The sequence below is a fragment of the Pseudomonas sp. NPDC089401 genome (assembly GCF_044749485.1).
Classification (GTDB): Bacteria; Pseudomonadota; Gammaproteobacteria; order Pseudomonadales; family Pseudomonadaceae; genus Aquipseudomonas.
Genome location: NZ_JBIVIA010000004.1, coordinates 1 through 16,195 on the forward strand (window position 1 = coordinate 1; position 16,195 = coordinate 16,195).

Sequence of the window (16,195 nt, forward strand, 5' to 3'; positions counted from 1 at the left end):
AGGCAGGCGACCATGGCCTGACAGGTTCGGCACGTTGCAACAAATGTGGGAGCGGGTTTACCCGCGAAGCGCCGCGCGGGCGGCGCTCGATCTCATAGGCGGTGCAAGGGTTGTGGCGAACACCTCTCAAACCCAACACAACCCCAAGACAGACACTCTCAACCCCACCCCACCCTCAAGACAGAATCTCTCAACCCCAACCCCAACCCATCCTCAAGACAGCCCCCCCCCAGCCCCCCAAAAACAAAGCGGGGAGACCTCTCGGCCTCCCCGCTTCACCCTCAACCCTCAATCAAAGGCTGGGAAACGCAAACTGCGACGCCTCATGGCTGGCCCGCTGCGGCCAGCGCTGGGTGATCGCCTTGCGCCGGGTATAGAACCGCACCCCATCCGGCCCATAGGCATGCAGGTCACCAAACAGCGACCGCTTCCAGCCCCCGAAGCTGTGATACGCCACCGGCACCGGCAGCGGCACGTTCACCCCGACCATGCCCACTTCGATCTCGTCGCAGAACAGCCGCGCCGCTTCACCGTCACGGGTAAAGATGCAGGTGCCGTTGCCATACTCGTGATCGTTGATCAACTGCATGGCCTGCTCCAGGCTGTTCACACGCACCACGCACAGCACCGGGCCGAAAATCTCCTCTTTATAGATGCGCATCTCTGGGGTCACCTTGTCGAACAAGGTACCACCGACGAAGTAGCCATCCTCGTTACCAGCCACACGGAACCCACGCCCATCCACCACCAGCTTGGCACCCGCCGCCACGCCGTCATCGATATAGCCGACCACCTTGTCACGCGCAGCCGCCGTCACCAGCGGGCCCATGTCCAGGCCGCAGGAAGTACCGGCACCGATCTTCAGCGCCTTGATCTGCGGCTCCAGCTTGGCAATCAGCGCATCGGCCACCTGATCGCCCACGCACACCGCCACCGAGATGGCCATGCAGCGTTCGCCGCACGAACCGTAGGCCGCCCCCATCAGCGCGCTGACGGCGTTATCCAGGTCGGCATCCGGCATCAGCACCGCGTGGTTCTTCGCACCACCCAGGGCCTGCACACGCTTGCCGCGCTTGGTACCTTCGGCATAGATGTATTCGGCGATCGGGGTCGAACCGACGAAGCTCAGCGCTTTCACTTCCGGCGCCTCGATCAGTGCATCCACCGCTTCCTTGTCGCCATGCACCACGTTGAGGATGCCCTTGGGCAAGCCGGCTTCCAGCAGCAGCTGGGCGATGAACAGGGTCGAGCTCGGGTCACGCTCGGACGGCTTGAGGATGAAGGCGTTGCCGCAGGCAATGGCCAGCGGGTACATCCACAGCGGCACCATGGCCGGGAAGTTGAACGGGGTGATACCGGCGACCACCCCCAGCGGCTGGAAGTCGGACCACGCATCGATGTTCGGGCCGACGTTGCGGCTGTACTCGCCCTTCAGCACTTCAGGCGCCGCGCAGGCGAACTCGACGTTCTCGATACCACGCTTGAGCTCACCGGCCGCATCTTCGAGGGTCTTGCCGTGCTCTTCGCTGATCAACTGCGAGATACGCGCCTCGTTCTGCTCCAGCAACTGCTTGAAACGGAACATCACCTGGGCGCGCTTGGCCGGAGGCGTGTTGCGCCAGGCGGGGAAAGCCGCCTTGGCCGAATCGATGGCTTCCTGCACGGTAGCGCGGCTGGCCAGTTCGACCTTGCGTACCGCCTGGCCGGTGGACGGGTTGAAGACATCGGCGGTGCGCTCACCCTTGGTAACCAGTTCGCCGTGGATCAGGTGCTGAACAATGCTCATGCAAAACTCCAGATAAAGAAGGTCGAGGCAGGCGCGTGATCGGTGCACGCGCCCTGCGTCAGAATCGGAAAGATCAGTCGATCTGGTTCAAGGCTTCACCGACCGCGTCGAACAGGCGGTCCAGTTCCTGCGGCTGGGTGTTGAAGGTTGGGCCGAACTGCAGCGTGTCGCCACCGAAGCGTACATAGAAGCCGGCTTGCCACAGCTTCATCGCCGCTTCGTAAGGACGAACGATGGCATCACCGTCGCGGGCCGCGATCTGGATCGCGCCGGCCAGGCCGTAGTTGCGGATGTCGACGATGTTCTTGGTGCCCTTCACGCCGTGCAGCAGCTTCTCGAAGTGCGGCGCCAGCTCGGCGGCCGACTGCACCAGGCTTTCCTTCTGCAGCAGGTCCAGCGCGGCCAGGCCGGCGGCGCAGGCGACCGGGTGGGCCGAGTAGGTATAGCCGTGCGGGAATTCCACGGCATATTCCGGCGTCGGCTGGTTCATGAAGGTCTGGTAGATCTCGCTGGTGGCGATCACTGCCCCCATCGGAATCGCGCCGTTGGTCACCTGCTTGGCGATGCACATCAGGTCCGGGGTCACGCCGAAGGCTTCGGAGCCAGTCATTGCGCCCATGCGGCCGAAGCCGGTGATCACTTCGTCGAAGATCAGCAGGATGTTGTGCTGGGTGCAGATTTCCCGCAGGCGCTTCAGGTAACCCTTCGGCGGCGGCAGCACACCGGCAGAACCGGCCAGCGGCTCGACGATCACCGCAGCGATGTTGGAAGCGTCATGCAGTTCGATCAGCTTGAGCATCTCGTCGGCCAGGGCGATGCCGCCCTCCTCCGGCAGGCCCTTGGAGAACGCGTTCGCCGGCAGCACGGTGTGAGGCAGGTGGTCGACGTCCAGCAACTGGCCGAACATCTTGCGGTTGCCATTGACGCCGCCCAGGCTGGTACCGGCGATGTTCACCCCGTGGTAGCCACGGGCACGGCCAATGATCTTGGTCTTGGTCGCCTGGCCTTTCAGGCGCCAGTAGGCACGCACCATCTTCAGCGCGGTGTCGCAGCACTCGGAACCGGAGTTGGTATAGAAGACGTGATTGAGGTCGCCCGGGGTCAGTTCGGCGATCTTCTCGGCCAGCTGGAACGACAGCGGGTGGCCGAACTGGAATGCCGGGGAGTAATCCAGGGTGCCGACCTGACGGGCCACCGCTTCGGTGATTTCCTTGCGGGTGTGCCCGGCGCCGCAGGTCCACAGGCCCGACAGGGCGTCGAAGATCCGCCGGCCCTTGTCGTCGACCAGGTAGTTGCCTTCGGCCGCCACGATCAGCCGCGGGTCGCGCTGGAAGTTGCGGTTGGCGGTGTAAGGCATCCAGTGGGCATCCAGCTTGAGCTGGCTGGCGATACCGGCGCTGGCGGTTTCGGGCATGTTCATCGGCGGTTCCTCGGAAGACGATTAGGCAACGATGTGATGTTGTTGCAGCTAAATTGGCACGGGGATAAAGTCTGAAAAAGCCTGCATTTCTAATCTTCAGGTAGCGCAAGACTAAACATATGAGCCGACGCCCAGACCCACTCGCGCAAGTCAGTGATTTCGACATTCGCCTGCTGAAAATCTACCGAAGTGTCGTCGAGTGTGGCGGTTTCTCGGCCGCCGAGAACGTGCTCGGCATCGGTCGTTCGGCCATCAGCCAGCAGATGAACGACCTCGAGCAACGCCTGGGCTTGCGCCTTTGCCAGCGCGGCCGCGCCGGTTTCTCCCTGACCGAGGAAGGCCGCGAGGTCTACCATTCGGCGCTGCAGTTGCTGAGTGCGCTGGAAAGCTTCCGCACCGAGGTCAACGGCCTGCACCAGCATTTGCGCGGTGAACTCAACATCGGCCTGACCGACAACCTGGTGACCCTGCCGCACATGCGCATCACCCACGCCCTGGCCGAGCTCAAGGATCGCGGCCCGGACGTGCGTATCCAGATCCGCATGATCGCCCCCAGCCAGGTCGAGCAGGGTGTGCTCGATGGCAGCCTGCACGTCGGCGTGGTGCCCCAGACCAGCCCGCTTTCGGGCCTCGAGTACCAGCCCCTGTACAGCGAACGCTCGCAACTCTACTGCGCGGTCGGCCATCCGCTGTTCTATGCCGACAACCAGCAGATCGACGACGATCGCCTCAACAGCCAGGAAGCCATTGCGCCAACGTTTCGCCTGCCCAGCGAAATCCAGGCCCACTACCAGGCACTCAACTGCACAGCCAGCGCTTCGGACCGCGAGGGCATGGCGTTTCTGATCCTGACAGGCCGCTACATCGGCTACCTGCCGGACCACTACGCCACCTTCTGGGTCCAGCAGGGCCGCCTGCGCGCGCTCAAGCCGGCCCAGCGGTTCTACGACCTCGGCCTGAGCTGGGTCACCCGCAAGGGGCGGCGGCCGAACCTGGTCCTGGAAAGCTTCCTCGAAAGCCTGGCAGCGACGCGCTGATGCCTGGTTCTGACGTAATGCTTGTCAGGCGGGCACAGGCAGGTAATCCTGTCCGACAATCGTTGCCACAGCCCTGTCCGGAATCGTCCATGACCCTAGAAGTCCCTGCGCATCGCCTCGCCGCCTCGGGCAAGCCCGCCGGCCGCATCCGCCAGAAGAACGAACAGGCCATCATCCAGGCCGCCGAAGACGAGTTCGCCCGCCATGGGTTCAAGGGCACCAGCATGAACACCATCGCGCTGAAGGCCGGCTTGCCCAAGGCCAACCTGCACTACTACTTCACCAACAAGCTCGGCCTGTACATCGCCGTGCTGAGCAACATCATCGAACTGTGGGACAGCACCTTCAACGCCTTGAGCGTCGAGGACGACCCAGGCGAGGCGCTGAGCCACTACATCCGCACCAAGATGGAGTTCTCCCGGCGCAACCCGCAGGCCTCGCGGATCTTCGCCATGGAAGTGATCAGCGGCGGCAGTTGCCTGACCGAATACTTCAGCGCCGACTACCGCGAGTGGTTCCGCGGCCGGGCGGCGGTGTTCCAAGCCTGGATCGCAGCCGGCAAGATGGACCCGGTCGACCCGGTGCACCTGATCTTCCTGCTCTGGGGCAGCACCCAGCACTATGCCGACTTCGCCACCCAGATCTGCCAGGTCACCGGCCGCAGCCGCCTGACCAAGCAGGACATGGAAGACGCCAGCAACAACCTTATCCACATCATCCTCAAAGGGTGCGGCATCAAACCGAGTGCCTGACGTCAAACTATGCCTTCTACCCTGCTAGAGCTCTGCGAATTTCGCGAGGACATCCGCAAGAGCCGCTTCATCACCCTCGCCGGCCCGATCAACAGCGCCGCCGAGGCGATGGCTTTCATCGAGCGCCACAGCGACCCCGCCGCTACCCACAATTGCTGGGCCTGGAAGATCGGCGGGCAGTACCGCAGCAATGATGACGGCGAACCAGGCGGCACCGCCGGGCGGCCGATCCTGGCAGCCATCGAGGCGCAAGACTGCGACCAGGTGGTGGTACTGGTGATCCGTTGGTACGGTGGCATCCAGCTGGGTACCGGTGGCCTGGCCCGGGCGTACGGCGGCGGCGCCAACAAATGCCTGCAACAGGCGCCAAAGCGGCTGCTGGTGCAACGCAGCGAATACGCCTGCAGTTGCACCTTCAGTGAACTGGCGCTGGTAAAGCTGCGCCTGGCCGAGGTGGATGGCCTGGTACTGGACGAACAGTTCACCGCCAATGGCGTCGAGCTGCAGATCGCCGTGGGGAGCGAGCACCAACCCGTACTGCAACAGCAACTGGCCGACCTCAGCCGCGGCCGGATTCTTCTCGAAGCACGCTGACATTTGCCCACATCTACTGTGGGCCGGCCTGTGGATAAGCTTTGGGCATTCCTTTGCAGCCTATGTATGACAAGGCCTGCAGAGTATTGAGCATATTTTGATCACTGTTTCATGACAGCCCTAAGCGACTGAGCCTTCACTACTTATCCCCAATGCGTCAGGCCGGTTACAGCACAACGGCCGCCGTGCTTGCACACATTTACTGTGGACGAGCCTGTGGATAACCCGTTAGCCAACAGGCCAAGCGCCCGCCCACGCGCGGCCTGACGTAACTGTACATTTTTCAACCACCCGATAAAGCAGGCGCTGGTTCCGACTCTGCATTATGCTCAGTTCCTTTTTCCTACACCGGTAAAGGAATGTTCCTATGGCTATTTCAAGAACTGCCCTGATTATCGGCGCCTCCCGCGGCCTTGGCCTTGGTTTGGTGCAACGCCTGCACGAAGACGGCTGGAACATCACCGCGACTGTTCGCAACCCGCAGGCGCCTGGCGCCCTCGCCGATGTGCCTGGGGTCAGGATCGAACAGCTGGAAATGAACGACACCACCCAGCTCGACGGCCTCAAGCAGCGCCTCCAGGGCGAGGTGTTCGACCTGGTGTTCGTCAACGCCGGCGTCATGGGCCCACTCCCGCAAAATCTGGAAACCGTGGATGTGCAAGCCGTCGGCGACCTGTTCATGACCAACGCCGTGGCACCGATCCGCGTCGCCCGGCGCCTGGCCGGCCAAGTACGCGAACGGACTGGCGTACTGGCCTTCATGAGTTCGATCCTCGGCAGCGTGACCATCCCCGACGGTGGCGAGGTCTGCCTGTACAAGGCCAGCAAGGCTGCGCTGAACTCGATGATCAACAGCTTCGTGGTGGATGTGCAGCGCCCCGACCTGTGCGTGCTGGCCATGCACCCTGGCTGGGTGAAGACCGACATGGGTGGCGAAAACGCCGATATCGATGTGTTCACCAGCACCCACGGCATGCTCGAGCAGATCAAGGCGCAAAGCGGCAACGGCGGCCTGCGCTTCATCAACTACAAGGGCGATTCACTCACCTGGTGAGGTGAATGCCGACCGGCCGGGCGCAATGCCCGGCCAGCCCCTGTAGAATGTCGCCAACCGTACCTGATTCGAGACGACACCCTATGTATGAATGGTTGAACGCCCTGCCCAAGGCCGAACTGCACCTGCACCTCGAAGGCTCCCTCGAGCCCGAGCTGCTGTTCGCCCTGGCCGAGCGCAACAAGATCGCCCTGCCCTGGAACGACGTGGAAACCCTGCGCAGCGCCTACGCCTTCAACAACCTGCAGGAATTCCTCGACCTCTATTACCAGGGCGCCGACGTGCTGCGCACCGAGCAGGACTTCTACGACCTGACCTGGGCCTACCTGCAGCGCTGCAAGGCGCAGAACGTCATCCACACCGAACCGTTCTTCGACCCGCAGACCCACACAGACCGTGGCATCCCGTTCGAAGTGGTGCTCAACGGCATCGACCAGGCGCTGAAGGACGGCCGCGAACAACTGGGCATCAGCAGCGGCCTGATCCTCAGCTTCCTGCGCCACCTCAGCGAGGACGAAGCGCAGAAGACCCTCGACCAGGCGCTGCCGTTCCGCGACGCGTTCATCGCCGTCGGCCTGGACAGCTCCGAAATGGGCCACCCACCGAGCAAGTTCCAGCGCGTGTTCGACCGTGCCCGCAGCGAAGGCTTCGTGGCCGTGGCCCACGCCGGCGAGGAAGGCCCGCCCGAGTACATCTGGGAAGCCCTCGACCTGCTGCAGATCAAACGTATCGACCACGGCGTTCGTGCCATCGAGGACGAGCGCCTGATGCAGCGCATCATCGACGAGCAGATCCCGCTCACCGTCTGCCCGCTGTCGAACACCAAGCTCTGCGTGTTCGACCACATGAGCCAGCACAACATTCTCGACATGCTCGAGCGCGGTGTGAAGGTAACGGTGAACTCGGACGACCCAGCGTACTTCGGCGGCTACGTCACCGAGAACTTCCATGCCCTGCACACCCACCTGGGGATGACCGAAGACCAGGCTCGCCGCCTGGCGCAGAACAGCCTGGACGCACGCCTGGTGTGACCGCTGGCCGGCGTTGCGGTCAACCGATCTGCAACGTCGGCACCCGGGCAATGCGGTTGATCTGCTGCACCCCGAGGGCGGAAATCTGTAGTGCCCGCGTGCCCTGCGCCTCGCGAATCCAGCCTGATTGCAGGAACAGCCTGAGCAGCGCCTGGCCCAGCGAGCCCCCCAGATGCGGCCCTTGGTCGCTCCATTCGCAGCAGTGGCAGATCACGCAGCCTCGCTGCTCACGCGGCAGGGCATCGATATAGACGCCAATGGCGGCCAGCTGCTCTCGCCCCTGCTCAGTGACCATCAAGCGCCGCTCGCTGCCCTCCAGCCAGCTGGCCACCACCATCCGGTGATACAGCTCACCCGCCATTTCGCCACCGAGATGGTCACCGCAAAGGCGCGCCCGTCGCATCGACATCGGCAACTGCGCCGGCGTCGCCTGCCGCCCTTGTTCAGACCCCAGTTGCACGCTGGCAAGTGCCTCCACGGCCGCGCCAACCTGCGGTGTCGCCAACCTGAAGTAGCGCTTGCGTCCGCGGGCCTCGAGCCTGAGCAGCCCCGCCGAGGACAGCAGCGACAGGTGGGCGCAGGCAGAAGACGAGGTCAACCCGGTCATCATCGCCAGCTCATCGGTGGGCCGTGGCGTGCCATCGATCAGCGCCCACAACATCGCACTGCGCTTGGGGTCGGCCATCAGGCCGGCAATCTGACTGATACTGCTGACTGCATTCATGTCCCTGTTACTCCCTGCATGATCACTTCTGGTTTCCAATGGCCAACCTTGGCAACGCTGGACGTACCCAAGCCGTTGTACCGGGGCCAGTATATGCCGCGCCAGCACGCACTCCGCCTGCGATGCACGGGCGCTCCGGGTCAAACAGGGCTTGGGTATGGCAACCCTCGAAGATCGCCTGACGGGATGTCGCGGCAGCTGAAAAACAGCATGCCGCGCAGCAGAAGGGAAAGAACAAGACAAGAGGAAGGCTGCCCCCTGGGCTTCTGGCGATTTAGCTGACAGCCGTGTTCCTCAAGTAGCGCAAAGCAAAGTGAAACATCTACAAGCTGCCACCATCGCCCAGCCTGACCGCCAGTCAGGTCAGCACTGCAGCCCATGGCGCCGGGACGCTGCGGCGCTAAACTTCATCGGCCCGCTCCCGAACCGCAGGTATGCCGCGATGAAGATTGTCGTCAGTGCGTCCAACCGCAACCCCAACTGCCCGTGGCAGGTCAGGCTCGATCAGCATGTGGTGAGTTTCCGCAGCGAGGCCGAGGCACGCGCCTTCGTCACCACCCTGGAGACCCGCCTGCAGGCCCCCCACTCGCTCATGCCGGACGCTTGGCCTGCAAGCGCCGGGTCAACAGCGCGACACTGACCGCCAGCACGCCACACAGGCTGATCACCAGGGCCATGGGTACCGCGCTGCCATCGTGCAGCACGCCGACCAGCGCCGCCGCAGCCGCCGCGACACTGAACTGCAGGCAGCCCATCAACGCCGAGGCGCTGCCCGCCCGTGCGCCCTGGCCATTCATGGCGCAGGCCGATGCGTTGGGGATGATGCAGCCAAGGCTGGCGATGCACACGAACAGCGGCACCAGCAGCGGCCACAGCTGCGCCGGGCGCAGCGCTGCCACGCCCAGCAGCACCAGCCCCGCCGCCAGGTACATCCACACAGCGCGCGCCAGCAGGAAGGCCGGGCCGCGCTTGGCCAGCAGGCGTGCATTGACCTGCGCCACCAGAATGAAGCCTGCGGCATTGGTACCGAACAGCCAGCCGTAATGCTCGGCCGGCACACCATAGAGCTTGATGAATACGAACGGCGAGCCGGCGATGTAGGCAAACATCCCGGCGATGGCGATGCCGCCGGTCAGTGCATGGCCAATGAACACACGGTCGCCGAGCAGGCGCAGGTACTGGCGCAATGCGCCCGACAAAGGCTGGCGCGGGATGTGGGTGGGCATGCTCTCCGGCAGGCCCAGGCCGACCGCCAGCAGGCAGGCCGCGCTGAACAGGCCCAGGCTGAGGAAGATCGACTGCCAGCCGGCCAGGTTTACCAGCACCCCACCCAGCATCGGCGCGAGGATGGGCGCCAGGCCCATCACCAGCATCAATTGCGAGAACACCTTGGCCGAGGCCACCGGGTCGCACTTGTCGCTGACGATCGCCCGCGACAGCACCATCCCGGCACAGCCGCCCAGCGCCTGGACGAAACGCGCCAGGATCAGCGTGTCGAGGTTGGGCGCATAGGCACAGGCCAGCGACGCCAGGGTGAACAAGCCCACGCCGAACAGCAGTGGCTTGCGCCGGCCAAAGCGGTCGGCCACCGGCCCGTAGGCCAGCTGGCCGATGGACAGGCCCAGGAAGTAGGCCGCCAGGGTGGCCTGTACATGTTGTTCATCGGTGGCGAACGCCTGCGCCATGGCCGGGAAGGCGGGCAGGTAGAAGTCGATCGCCAAGGGCCCGAACGCACTGAGTGCGCCCAGGATCAGCACCATTCGCAGGTTCATCAGGAATCCATAGCAGGCTAAGCAAGCGTGTAATTCTACCTGCTGTGGTCGCCATCAGTATGAAAACATTTGCAACAAAAGCGCCCCGCGAATGGCTCATCAAAGGTCTCAGGCTACCTCGGCCTGATAGCCCTCCTCACGAATCGCCGCCAGCACCTGCTCCACCGCCAGCGCGCTTTGCACCCGTACCTGGCTGGCGGCCAGGTCGACTTCCACCTTGGCCTGGGCATCCTGCTCCTGCACCGCGCGGGTCACCGCCTTGACGCAATGGCCACAGGTCATGCCTTGCACATTGAACACTTGCATGGGTACTGCCTCCTTCAGGGTTTTGCGCAGTTTCAAGCTTGCCATCGGGGCAAGGTCAAGTTCTGCGACAAACGGCCGGGGTGGAAATCCACGCCAACCTCGGCCAAGCTGCGCCTTTGACGTTTTTGCCAAGCAGGAGATCGATCATGTTCAGGACCGCAGTGGGTGTTGTCGGGTTATTGGCTGCGCTCGCCGCCGTGCCGCCGGCCAGTGCCGAAGGCAACTCGGACTACAGCGTGCTGATCATTTCCCGGGAGCGCCTGGAGGTGGCCACCAGCTGCGAAATCGGCGTGTACCTCAACGACCAGCTCTCCGGCCGTGTGTTCCAGGAGCAATCGACCTCGTTCAACCTGCCGCCCGGCCCGGTCGATGTGCGCCTGCGCCTGCTGCCGGGGCAGATGCCCGGCTGCGCCCCCGGCATCGAGGACCAGCGCAGCACGCGCCTGAACCTGCAAGCCGGGCAGATCAGCAAGTACCGCATCGCCATGGGGCACAATGGCCTCGAGTTGAAGCGCGCCAGCCTGGGCTATTGACCTTGCCCACGTGACAAGGTTGATGCTGGAGGCCTGCTCAAGGAGTAACGCCATGCCCGCATCCACCACCTTCGACCTGCCGATCGCCGGCATGACCTGCGCCAGCTGTGCCGGCCGGGTCGAGCGCGCCCTGCGCAAGGTCACCGGCGCTGAACAGGTCAGCGTCAACCTCGCCACCGAACAGGCCCGGGTCCAGGCCCCGGCTGGCAGCCTGCCAGCCCTGGTCGACGCGGTGCGCGACGCCGGCTACGGCGTGCCGACCCGTACTGTCGAGCTGCAGATCGGTGGCATGACCTGCGCCAGCTGCGTCGGCCGGGTCGAACGCGCCCTCGGCAAGCTGCCGGGGGTCGAGCAGGTCAGCGTCAACCTGGCCAGCGAACGTGCCCACCTTGAAGTGTTGCAGGCCCTCGACGACGGCTTGCTGATCACCGCCGTCGAGAAAGCCGGCTACAGCGCCAGCCTGCCCCAGGCTGCACGGGATCATCAGGAAGACGCCCAACGCCGCCTGCGCAACGAACGCCTTGCAGTCGGCGCAGCCTTGTTGCTGGCCCTGCCGCTGGTGCTGCCGATGCTGGTGCAACCGTTCGGGCTGCACTGGATGCTGCCGGCCTGGGCCCAGTTCCTGCTGGCCACACCCGTGCAGTTCATCCTCGGTGCACGCTTCTACGTCGCCGCCGGCAAGGCCGTGCGTGCCGGTGCCGGCAACATGGACCTGCTGGTCGCCCTGGGCACCAGCGCGGGTTACGGCCTGAGCCTCTATCAATGGGTCCAGGCCCCGGCCGGCATGGCCCCGCACCTGTACTTCGAAGCCTCGGCGGTGGTCATCGCCCTGGTGCTGCTGGGCAAGTACCTGGAAAGCCGCGCAAAACGCCAGACCGCCAGCGCCATCCGCGCACTCGAAGCGCTGCGTCCGGAACGTGCGGTGCGGGTCGTCGACGGTCGTGAGGAAAACGTGGCGATCGCCCAACTGCGCCTGGGTGACCAGGTACTGGTCAAGCCCGGTGAGCGCTTCCCGGTCGACGGCCGGGTGGAAGAAGGCAGCAGCCACGCCGACGAAGCCCTGATCAGCGGCGAAAGCCTGCCCGTGCCCAAGCAGCCGGGCGACACCGTCACCGGTGGTGCCATCAATGGCGAAGGTCGCTTGCTGGTGCGCACCGAGGCCTTGGGCACAGAGACCGTGCTGGCGCGCATCATCCGCCTGGTCGAGGACGCCCAGGCGGCCAAGGCGCCCATCCAGAAACTGGTCGACCGGGTCAGCCAGGTATTCGTCCCGGCTGTGCTGGTGCTTGCGCTGATCACCCTGGCCGGCTGGTGGCTGGCCGGCGCGCCATTGGCAACCGCGCTGATCAACGCCGTCGCCGTGCTGGTCATCGCCTGCCCTTGCGCGCTTGGCCTGGCCACGCCAGCGGCGATCATGGCCGGCACCGGCGTCGCGGCGCGCCACGGCATCCTGATCAAGGACGCCGAGGCGCTGGAGCGCGCCCATGCCGTGAACCGCGTGGTCTTCGACAAGACCGGCACCCTCACCTCCGGCAGCCCGCGTGTGGTCCACAGCCAGGCGCTGGCCGGCGACAGCGCCGACCTGCTGCGCCTGGCCGGCGCCCTGCAGCGTGGCAGCGAGCACCCACTGGCCAAGGCCGTGCTGGGTGCCTGCGATGAGCAAGGCCTGGACGTACCCAGGGTCAGCGCCAGCCAGGCGCTGGCCGGCCGCGGCATTGCCGGGCAGGTCGAAGGCCGCGAACTGGCCCTGGGCAATCGCCGCCTGCTCGACGAACGCGGCCTGCAACCCGGTGAACTGGCCGGCAAGGCCCAAGCCTGGGAAGCCGAAGGCCGCACCCTGTCCTGGCTGATCGAGCGCAGCCCGCAGCCCCGCGTACTCGGCCTGTTCGCCTTCGGTGACAGCCTCAAGCCCGGCGCCGAGCAGGCCATTGCCGCCCTGCACGCCCGGCACATCAGCAGCCACCTGCTGACCGGCGACAACCGTGGCAGCGCCAAGGTGGTGGCCGACGCCCTGGGCATCGATGACGTGCACGCCGAAGTGCTGCCCGCCGACAAGGCCGCAGCCGTGGCCGCCTTGAAACAGGATGGCGTGGTCGCCATGGTCGGCGACGGCATCAACGACGCCCCGGCCCTGGCGGCCGCCGACATCGGCATTGCCATGGGTGGCGGTACCGACGTGGCCATGCAGGCCGCCGGCATCACCCTGATGCGCGGCGACCCGCGCCTGGTGCCTGCCGCGCTGGACATCAGCCGCAAGACCTATGCGAAGATCCGCCAGAATCTGTTCTGGGCCTTCATCTACAACCTGGTCGGCATCCCCTTGGCCGCGCTGGGCTACCTCAACCCGGTCCTGGCCGGTGCCGCCATGGCGCTGTCCAGCGTCAGCGTGGTAGGCAATGCCCTCTGGCTGAAGACCTGGAAACCCGCAACGCCTTCCCGGGAGACCCCATGAACATCGGCCAGGCCGCCCGCCGCAGCGGGCTCAGCACCAAGATGATCCGCTACTACGAGGCCATCGGCCTGCTCAAGCCGGCCACCCGCAGTGACAGCGGCTACCGCCTGTACCAGCCCGAGGACCTGCACAGCCTGGCGTTCATCAAGCGCTCGCGCGACCTGGGCTTTTCCCTGGAGGAGGTGGGCAAGCTGCTGACCCTGTGGCAGGACCGCGGACGCGCCAGCGCCGACGTCAAGGCGCTCGCCATGCAGCACATCGATGCGCTGAACCTGCGTATCGAAGAGTTGGTGGGCCTGCGCGACACCTTGAGCGAACTGGTCGACCATTGCCAGGGTGACGAGCGCCCGGATTGCCCGATCCTCAAGGACTTGGCCAATGGCGGCAACTGCTGCCACTAAGGGCATCTGCCGGGTTGCGATCGGCGCCCACAATATTTTGGTATGCCATATTAGCCCAAAGCCGACCGAATCATCGCCAAATACGACTTCGCCCAACAAATACGGGCACTTGCGCTAAAAAAATCCCGGCTGCTGCCGATCTAGGTGCTACCTGCCTCGCGTGCAAAAAAATAAATTCCGGGAGCGTCGATGAACATCAAACAGAAACTGACCTGGGCATTCGCGGTCATTGCCGCCCTGCCCATCGTCCTCGTCGCCACCCTGGTGGTGATCAACCTGCGCGGCGAAGCCCGCGATGGCTTCCTCGACGGCAGCAGCCGGGAAATCCGCCAGGTCAGCAACGCCATGAACATCTTCTTCCAGGGCATCGACCAGAACGTCGCCTACCTGGCCTCCCAGCCCCTGGTCGCCGCCACCGGCAGCAACCTGAACAAGTTCATGAGCGCCAACCCGTCCTACGAGCTGGGCGATCAGGACAAGCAGCTGCTGGAATTCTTCACCCGCCTGGCCGAATCCCACCCGGGTTACGCCTACGTTTCATACGGCGTGAGCGACGGCGGCTACGTCGGCTGGCCGGCCGGGCAGAAGTTCAGCAACTACGACCCGCGCCCACGCCCCTGGTACCAGTTGGCCATGGCCAACCCGGGCAAGACGATGCGCACCGGCGCCTACTATTGGGCGGCTGACAATGCCGTGCTGGTCAGTACCGTGCGCGCCGTGCCCAATCAGCTGGGCAACCCGGGGGGCGTGGTCAACATCGACGTCTCGCTCAACGGCCTGACCGATATCGTCAAGCAGATCAAGCTGGGCGAAAGCGGTTACCTGATGCTGGTGGAAAGCAACGGCAACGTGATGGTCGACCCGCGTGACGCCAACCACAACTTCAAGCAGCTCGGCAGCTTCGGCGGCGGTTATGCCGAGCTGGCGAAGGCCGGCAAGGGCCTGGTCGAGGTGGAGCTCGACGGCGTGCGCTACATGGCCAACGTGTACCCCGACGAGAAGCTGGGCTGGACCTTCATCGGCCTGATCCAGCAGAGCGAAGTGATGCAGACCACCACCCGCCTGACCTGGCTGGTCGGTGCCGTGGCCCTGATCCTGGCGGCCCTGTTCGCGGTGGTCGGTACCGCCTTCGCCAAGCTCATCGTGCGCCCGATCAACAGCGTGACCAGCGGCCTGGAAGACATCGCCCAGGGCGAAGGCGACCTGACCCGCAACCTCGAGGTGCGCGGCCGCGACGAAACCGCGCAACTGGCCAGCTGGTTCAACCAGTTCCTCGGCGCCATCCGCAGCCTGATCCAGCACATCGGCGCGGCTGCCGGCAAGATCCTCAGCACCTCGAACAGCTCGACCCGGGTGTCCAGCGACATGGCCGAAGCCGCCGGGCGCCAGCGCGAAGCCGTGGACATGGTCTCCACCGCCTTCCACGAAATGGTCGCCACCGCCAACGAAGTCGCCCGTTCCTGCAGCCAGGCCGCGCAATCGGCCGACAGCGGCCAGCAACAGGCCCGCGAAGGCCAGCAGCAGATCGACGCAGCGGTGACCAGCGTCGACCGCCTGAGCCAGGAAATCGAGCAATCGGCCCAGTCGATCCAGCAGCTGGAACGCGACAGCAACGCCATCCAGTCGATCCTCGGCACCATCCGTTCGATCGCCGAACAGACCAACCTGCTGGCGCTCAACGCGGCCATCGAAGCGGCCCGCGCCGGTGAGCAGGGGCGCGGCTTCGCCGTGGTCGCCGACGAGGTGCGCGCGCTGGCCAAACGCACCGCCGACTCCACCGCCGAAATCGACGGGCTGCTGGGCAACCTGGCGAGCCGCACCGCCGAGGTGGCCGAACAGATGCACGCCAGCCTGGAAGTGTCGCAACAGTCGGTCAGCCGCATCGGCCTGGCGCGGGACAGTTTCGGGCAGATTCGCGAGTCGGTGGACATCATTCGCGACATGAACACGCAGATCGCCACGGCAGCGGAGGAGCAGCACCAGGTGGCCGAGGACATCAACCGCCACATCAGCCAGATCCACGGCGATGCGCAGCTGGTGGCCGAGCTGGCCCAGGCGGCGCGGCAGGATTCCGAGAGCCTGGCGGGGCTGTCCAATGAGCTGGACACCCTGGTGCGACGTTTCCGCACCTGAGTCCTCCTGGACCGGCCTCTTCGCGGGTAAACCCGCTCCCACAGGATCTGCACAGACTTCACTGACTGTGCATGACCTGTGGCTCCCACTGGATCTGCACAGATTTCACTGACTGTGCATGACCTGTGGCTCCCACTGGATCTGCACAGATTTCACTGACTGTGCATGACCTGTGGCTCCCACTGGATCTGCACAGATTT

At 64.8% G+C, this 16,195-nt stretch carries 15 protein-coding genes and 1 pseudogene; 11 read left to right on the forward strand and 5 right to left on the reverse strand.

Annotated elements, in window-relative coordinates; genetic code table 11:
* Window positions 1-292: 292 nt before the first annotated feature.
* Window positions 293-1,786: a CoA-acylating methylmalonate-semialdehyde dehydrogenase gene (locus ACIP21_RS10525; protein WP_400687125.1), complete on the reverse strand. Its 1,494-nt coding sequence runs from the start codon at window positions 1,784-1,786 to the stop codon at window positions 293-295.
* A 73-nt stretch (window positions 1,787-1,859) separates the two neighbouring features.
* Complete coding sequence (locus ACIP21_RS10530) at window positions 1,860-3,206, reverse strand: aspartate aminotransferase family protein (protein WP_400687127.1); 1,347 nt, start codon at window positions 3,204-3,206, stop codon at window positions 1,860-1,862.
* A gap of 119 nt (window positions 3,207-3,325) precedes the next feature.
* On the opposite strand from ACIP21_RS10530, the gene ACIP21_RS10535 reads away from it, so the two are divergent.
* The 5 genes from ACIP21_RS10535 (at window position 3,326) to ACIP21_RS10555 (ending at window position 7,674) form a co-directional block, all read left to right on the forward strand.
* Window positions 3,326-4,243 (forward strand): LysR family transcriptional regulator, encoded by a 918-nt coding sequence (locus ACIP21_RS10535; RefSeq protein WP_400687129.1) that lies wholly within the window; start codon window positions 3,326-3,328, stop codon window positions 4,241-4,243.
* Between the two features lie 89 nt (window positions 4,244-4,332).
* Window positions 4,333-4,995 (forward strand): TetR/AcrR family transcriptional regulator, encoded by a 663-nt coding sequence (locus tag ACIP21_RS10540; RefSeq protein ID WP_400687131.1) that lies wholly within the window; start codon window positions 4,333-4,335, stop codon window positions 4,993-4,995.
* 9 nt (window positions 4,996-5,004) lie between these two features.
* The gene (locus ACIP21_RS10545) at window positions 5,005-5,589 is read left to right on the forward strand and encodes an IMPACT family protein (protein ID WP_400687133.1); all 585 of its coding nucleotides are present in this window, start codon (window positions 5,005-5,007) and stop codon (window positions 5,587-5,589) included.
* Window positions 5,590-5,956: 367 nt separating this feature from the next.
* On the forward strand, window positions 5,957-6,643 hold the full coding sequence (locus ACIP21_RS10550) for an SDR family oxidoreductase (protein ID WP_400687135.1): 687 nt from the start codon (window positions 5,957-5,959) through the stop codon (window positions 6,641-6,643).
* Between the two features lie 83 nt (window positions 6,644-6,726).
* Window positions 6,727-7,674 carry an adenosine deaminase gene (locus ACIP21_RS10555; RefSeq protein ID WP_400687137.1) on the forward strand — a complete coding sequence of 316 codons (948 nt, stop codon included), beginning with the start codon at window positions 6,727-6,729 and terminating at the stop codon, window positions 7,672-7,674.
* Window positions 7,675-7,693: 19 nt separating this feature from the next.
* Here the strand turns inward: ACIP21_RS10555 and ACIP21_RS10560 are convergent, their stop codons facing one another.
* Window positions 7,694-8,398 (reverse strand): transcriptional regulator, encoded by a 705-nt coding sequence (locus ACIP21_RS10560; protein WP_400687139.1) that lies wholly within the window; start codon window positions 8,396-8,398, stop codon window positions 7,694-7,696.
* Between the two features lie 442 nt (window positions 8,399-8,840).
* Between ACIP21_RS10560 and ACIP21_RS10565 the strand changes: the two genes are divergently transcribed.
* A complete protein-coding gene (locus ACIP21_RS10565) occupies window positions 8,841-9,038 on the forward strand; it encodes a hypothetical protein (protein ID WP_400687141.1) in 198 nt (65 codons plus the stop codon).
* On the opposite strand, the gene ACIP21_RS10570 is transcribed toward ACIP21_RS10565, so the two are convergent.
* Together ACIP21_RS10570 and ACIP21_RS10575 are read right to left on the reverse strand one after the other, a co-directional pair.
* A complete protein-coding gene (locus ACIP21_RS10570; RefSeq protein WP_400687143.1) occupies window positions 8,989-10,170 on the reverse strand; it encodes a multidrug effflux MFS transporter in 1,182 nt (393 codons plus the stop codon). The genes ACIP21_RS10565 and ACIP21_RS10570 overlap by 50 nt on opposite strands.
* A gap of 108 nt (window positions 10,171-10,278) precedes the next feature.
* Window positions 10,279-10,476, reverse strand: coding sequence for a heavy-metal-associated domain-containing protein (locus ACIP21_RS10575; protein WP_400687145.1), 198 nt, complete (start codon window positions 10,474-10,476; stop codon window positions 10,279-10,281).
* Window positions 10,477-10,622: 146 nt separating this feature from the next.
* Between ACIP21_RS10575 and ACIP21_RS10580 the strand changes: the two genes are divergently transcribed.
* The 5 genes and pseudogenes from ACIP21_RS10580 to ACIP21_RS10600 all read left to right on the forward strand — a co-directional run bounded on the left by ACIP21_RS10580 (window position 10,623) and on the right by ACIP21_RS10600 (window position 15,995).
* The gene (locus ACIP21_RS10580; protein ID WP_152958307.1) at window positions 10,623-11,009 is read left to right on the forward strand and encodes a hypothetical protein; all 387 of its coding nucleotides are present in this window, start codon (window positions 10,623-10,625) and stop codon (window positions 11,007-11,009) included.
* A gap of 52 nt (window positions 11,010-11,061) precedes the next feature.
* A complete protein-coding gene (locus tag ACIP21_RS10585; RefSeq protein ID WP_400687147.1) occupies window positions 11,062-13,461 on the forward strand; it encodes a heavy metal translocating P-type ATPase in 2,400 nt (799 codons plus the stop codon).
* Window positions 13,458-13,862: a Cu(I)-responsive transcriptional regulator gene (cueR, locus tag ACIP21_RS10590; protein WP_400687149.1), complete on the forward strand. Its 405-nt coding sequence runs from the start codon at window positions 13,458-13,460 to the stop codon at window positions 13,860-13,862. The genes ACIP21_RS10585 and cueR overlap by 4 nt, the downstream gene beginning before the upstream one ends.
* A 189-nt stretch (window positions 13,863-14,051) precedes the next feature.
* A pseudogene (locus ACIP21_RS10595) lies at window positions 14,052-15,137 on the forward strand (cache domain-containing protein); the annotation flags it as partial.
* Window positions 15,138-15,266: 129 nt separating this feature from the next.
* Entirely contained in the window at window positions 15,267-15,995 is a 729-nt protein-coding gene (locus ACIP21_RS10600; RefSeq protein WP_400687964.1) for a methyl-accepting chemotaxis protein, read from the forward strand.
* Window positions 15,996-16,195 lie beyond the last annotated feature (200 nt).

Excerpts from the sequence above, each read along its gene's own strand:
- ACIP21_RS10525 (WP_400687125.1), bottom strand. The coding sequence starts at position 1,786 with ATGAGCATTGTTCAGCACCTGATCCACGGCGAACTGGTTACCAAGGGT.
- ACIP21_RS10530 (WP_400687127.1), bottom strand. The coding sequence starts at position 3,206 with ATGAACATGCCCGAAACCGCCAGCGCCGGTATCGCCAGCCAGCTCAAG.
- ACIP21_RS10535 (WP_400687129.1), top strand. The coding sequence starts at position 3,326 with ATGAGCCGACGCCCAGACCCACTCGCGCAAGTCAGTGATTTCGACATT.
- ACIP21_RS10540 (WP_400687131.1), top strand. The coding sequence starts at position 4,333 with ATGACCCTAGAAGTCCCTGCGCATCGCCTCGCCGCCTCGGGCAAGCCC.
- ACIP21_RS10545 (WP_400687133.1), top strand. The coding sequence starts at position 5,005 with ATGCCTTCTACCCTGCTAGAGCTCTGCGAATTTCGCGAGGACATCCGC.
- ACIP21_RS10550 (WP_400687135.1), top strand. The coding sequence starts at position 5,957 with ATGGCTATTTCAAGAACTGCCCTGATTATCGGCGCCTCCCGCGGCCTT.
- ACIP21_RS10555 (WP_400687137.1), top strand. The coding sequence starts at position 6,727 with ATGTATGAATGGTTGAACGCCCTGCCCAAGGCCGAACTGCACCTGCAC.
- ACIP21_RS10560 (WP_400687139.1), bottom strand. The coding sequence starts at position 8,398 with ATGAATGCAGTCAGCAGTATCAGTCAGATTGCCGGCCTGATGGCCGAC.
- ACIP21_RS10565 (WP_400687141.1), top strand. The coding sequence starts at position 8,841 with ATGAAGATTGTCGTCAGTGCGTCCAACCGCAACCCCAACTGCCCGTGG.
- ACIP21_RS10570 (WP_400687143.1), bottom strand. The coding sequence starts at position 10,170 with ATGAACCTGCGAATGGTGCTGATCCTGGGCGCACTCAGTGCGTTCGGG.
- ACIP21_RS10575 (WP_400687145.1), bottom strand. The coding sequence starts at position 10,476 with ATGCAAGTGTTCAATGTGCAAGGCATGACCTGTGGCCATTGCGTCAAG.
- ACIP21_RS10580 (WP_152958307.1), top strand. The coding sequence starts at position 10,623 with ATGTTCAGGACCGCAGTGGGTGTTGTCGGGTTATTGGCTGCGCTCGCC.
- ACIP21_RS10585 (WP_400687147.1), top strand. The coding sequence starts at position 11,062 with ATGCCCGCATCCACCACCTTCGACCTGCCGATCGCCGGCATGACCTGC.
- cueR (WP_400687149.1), top strand. The coding sequence starts at position 13,458 with ATGAACATCGGCCAGGCCGCCCGCCGCAGCGGGCTCAGCACCAAGATG.
- ACIP21_RS10600 (WP_400687964.1), top strand. The coding sequence starts at position 15,267 with ATGGTCTCCACCGCCTTCCACGAAATGGTCGCCACCGCCAACGAAGTC.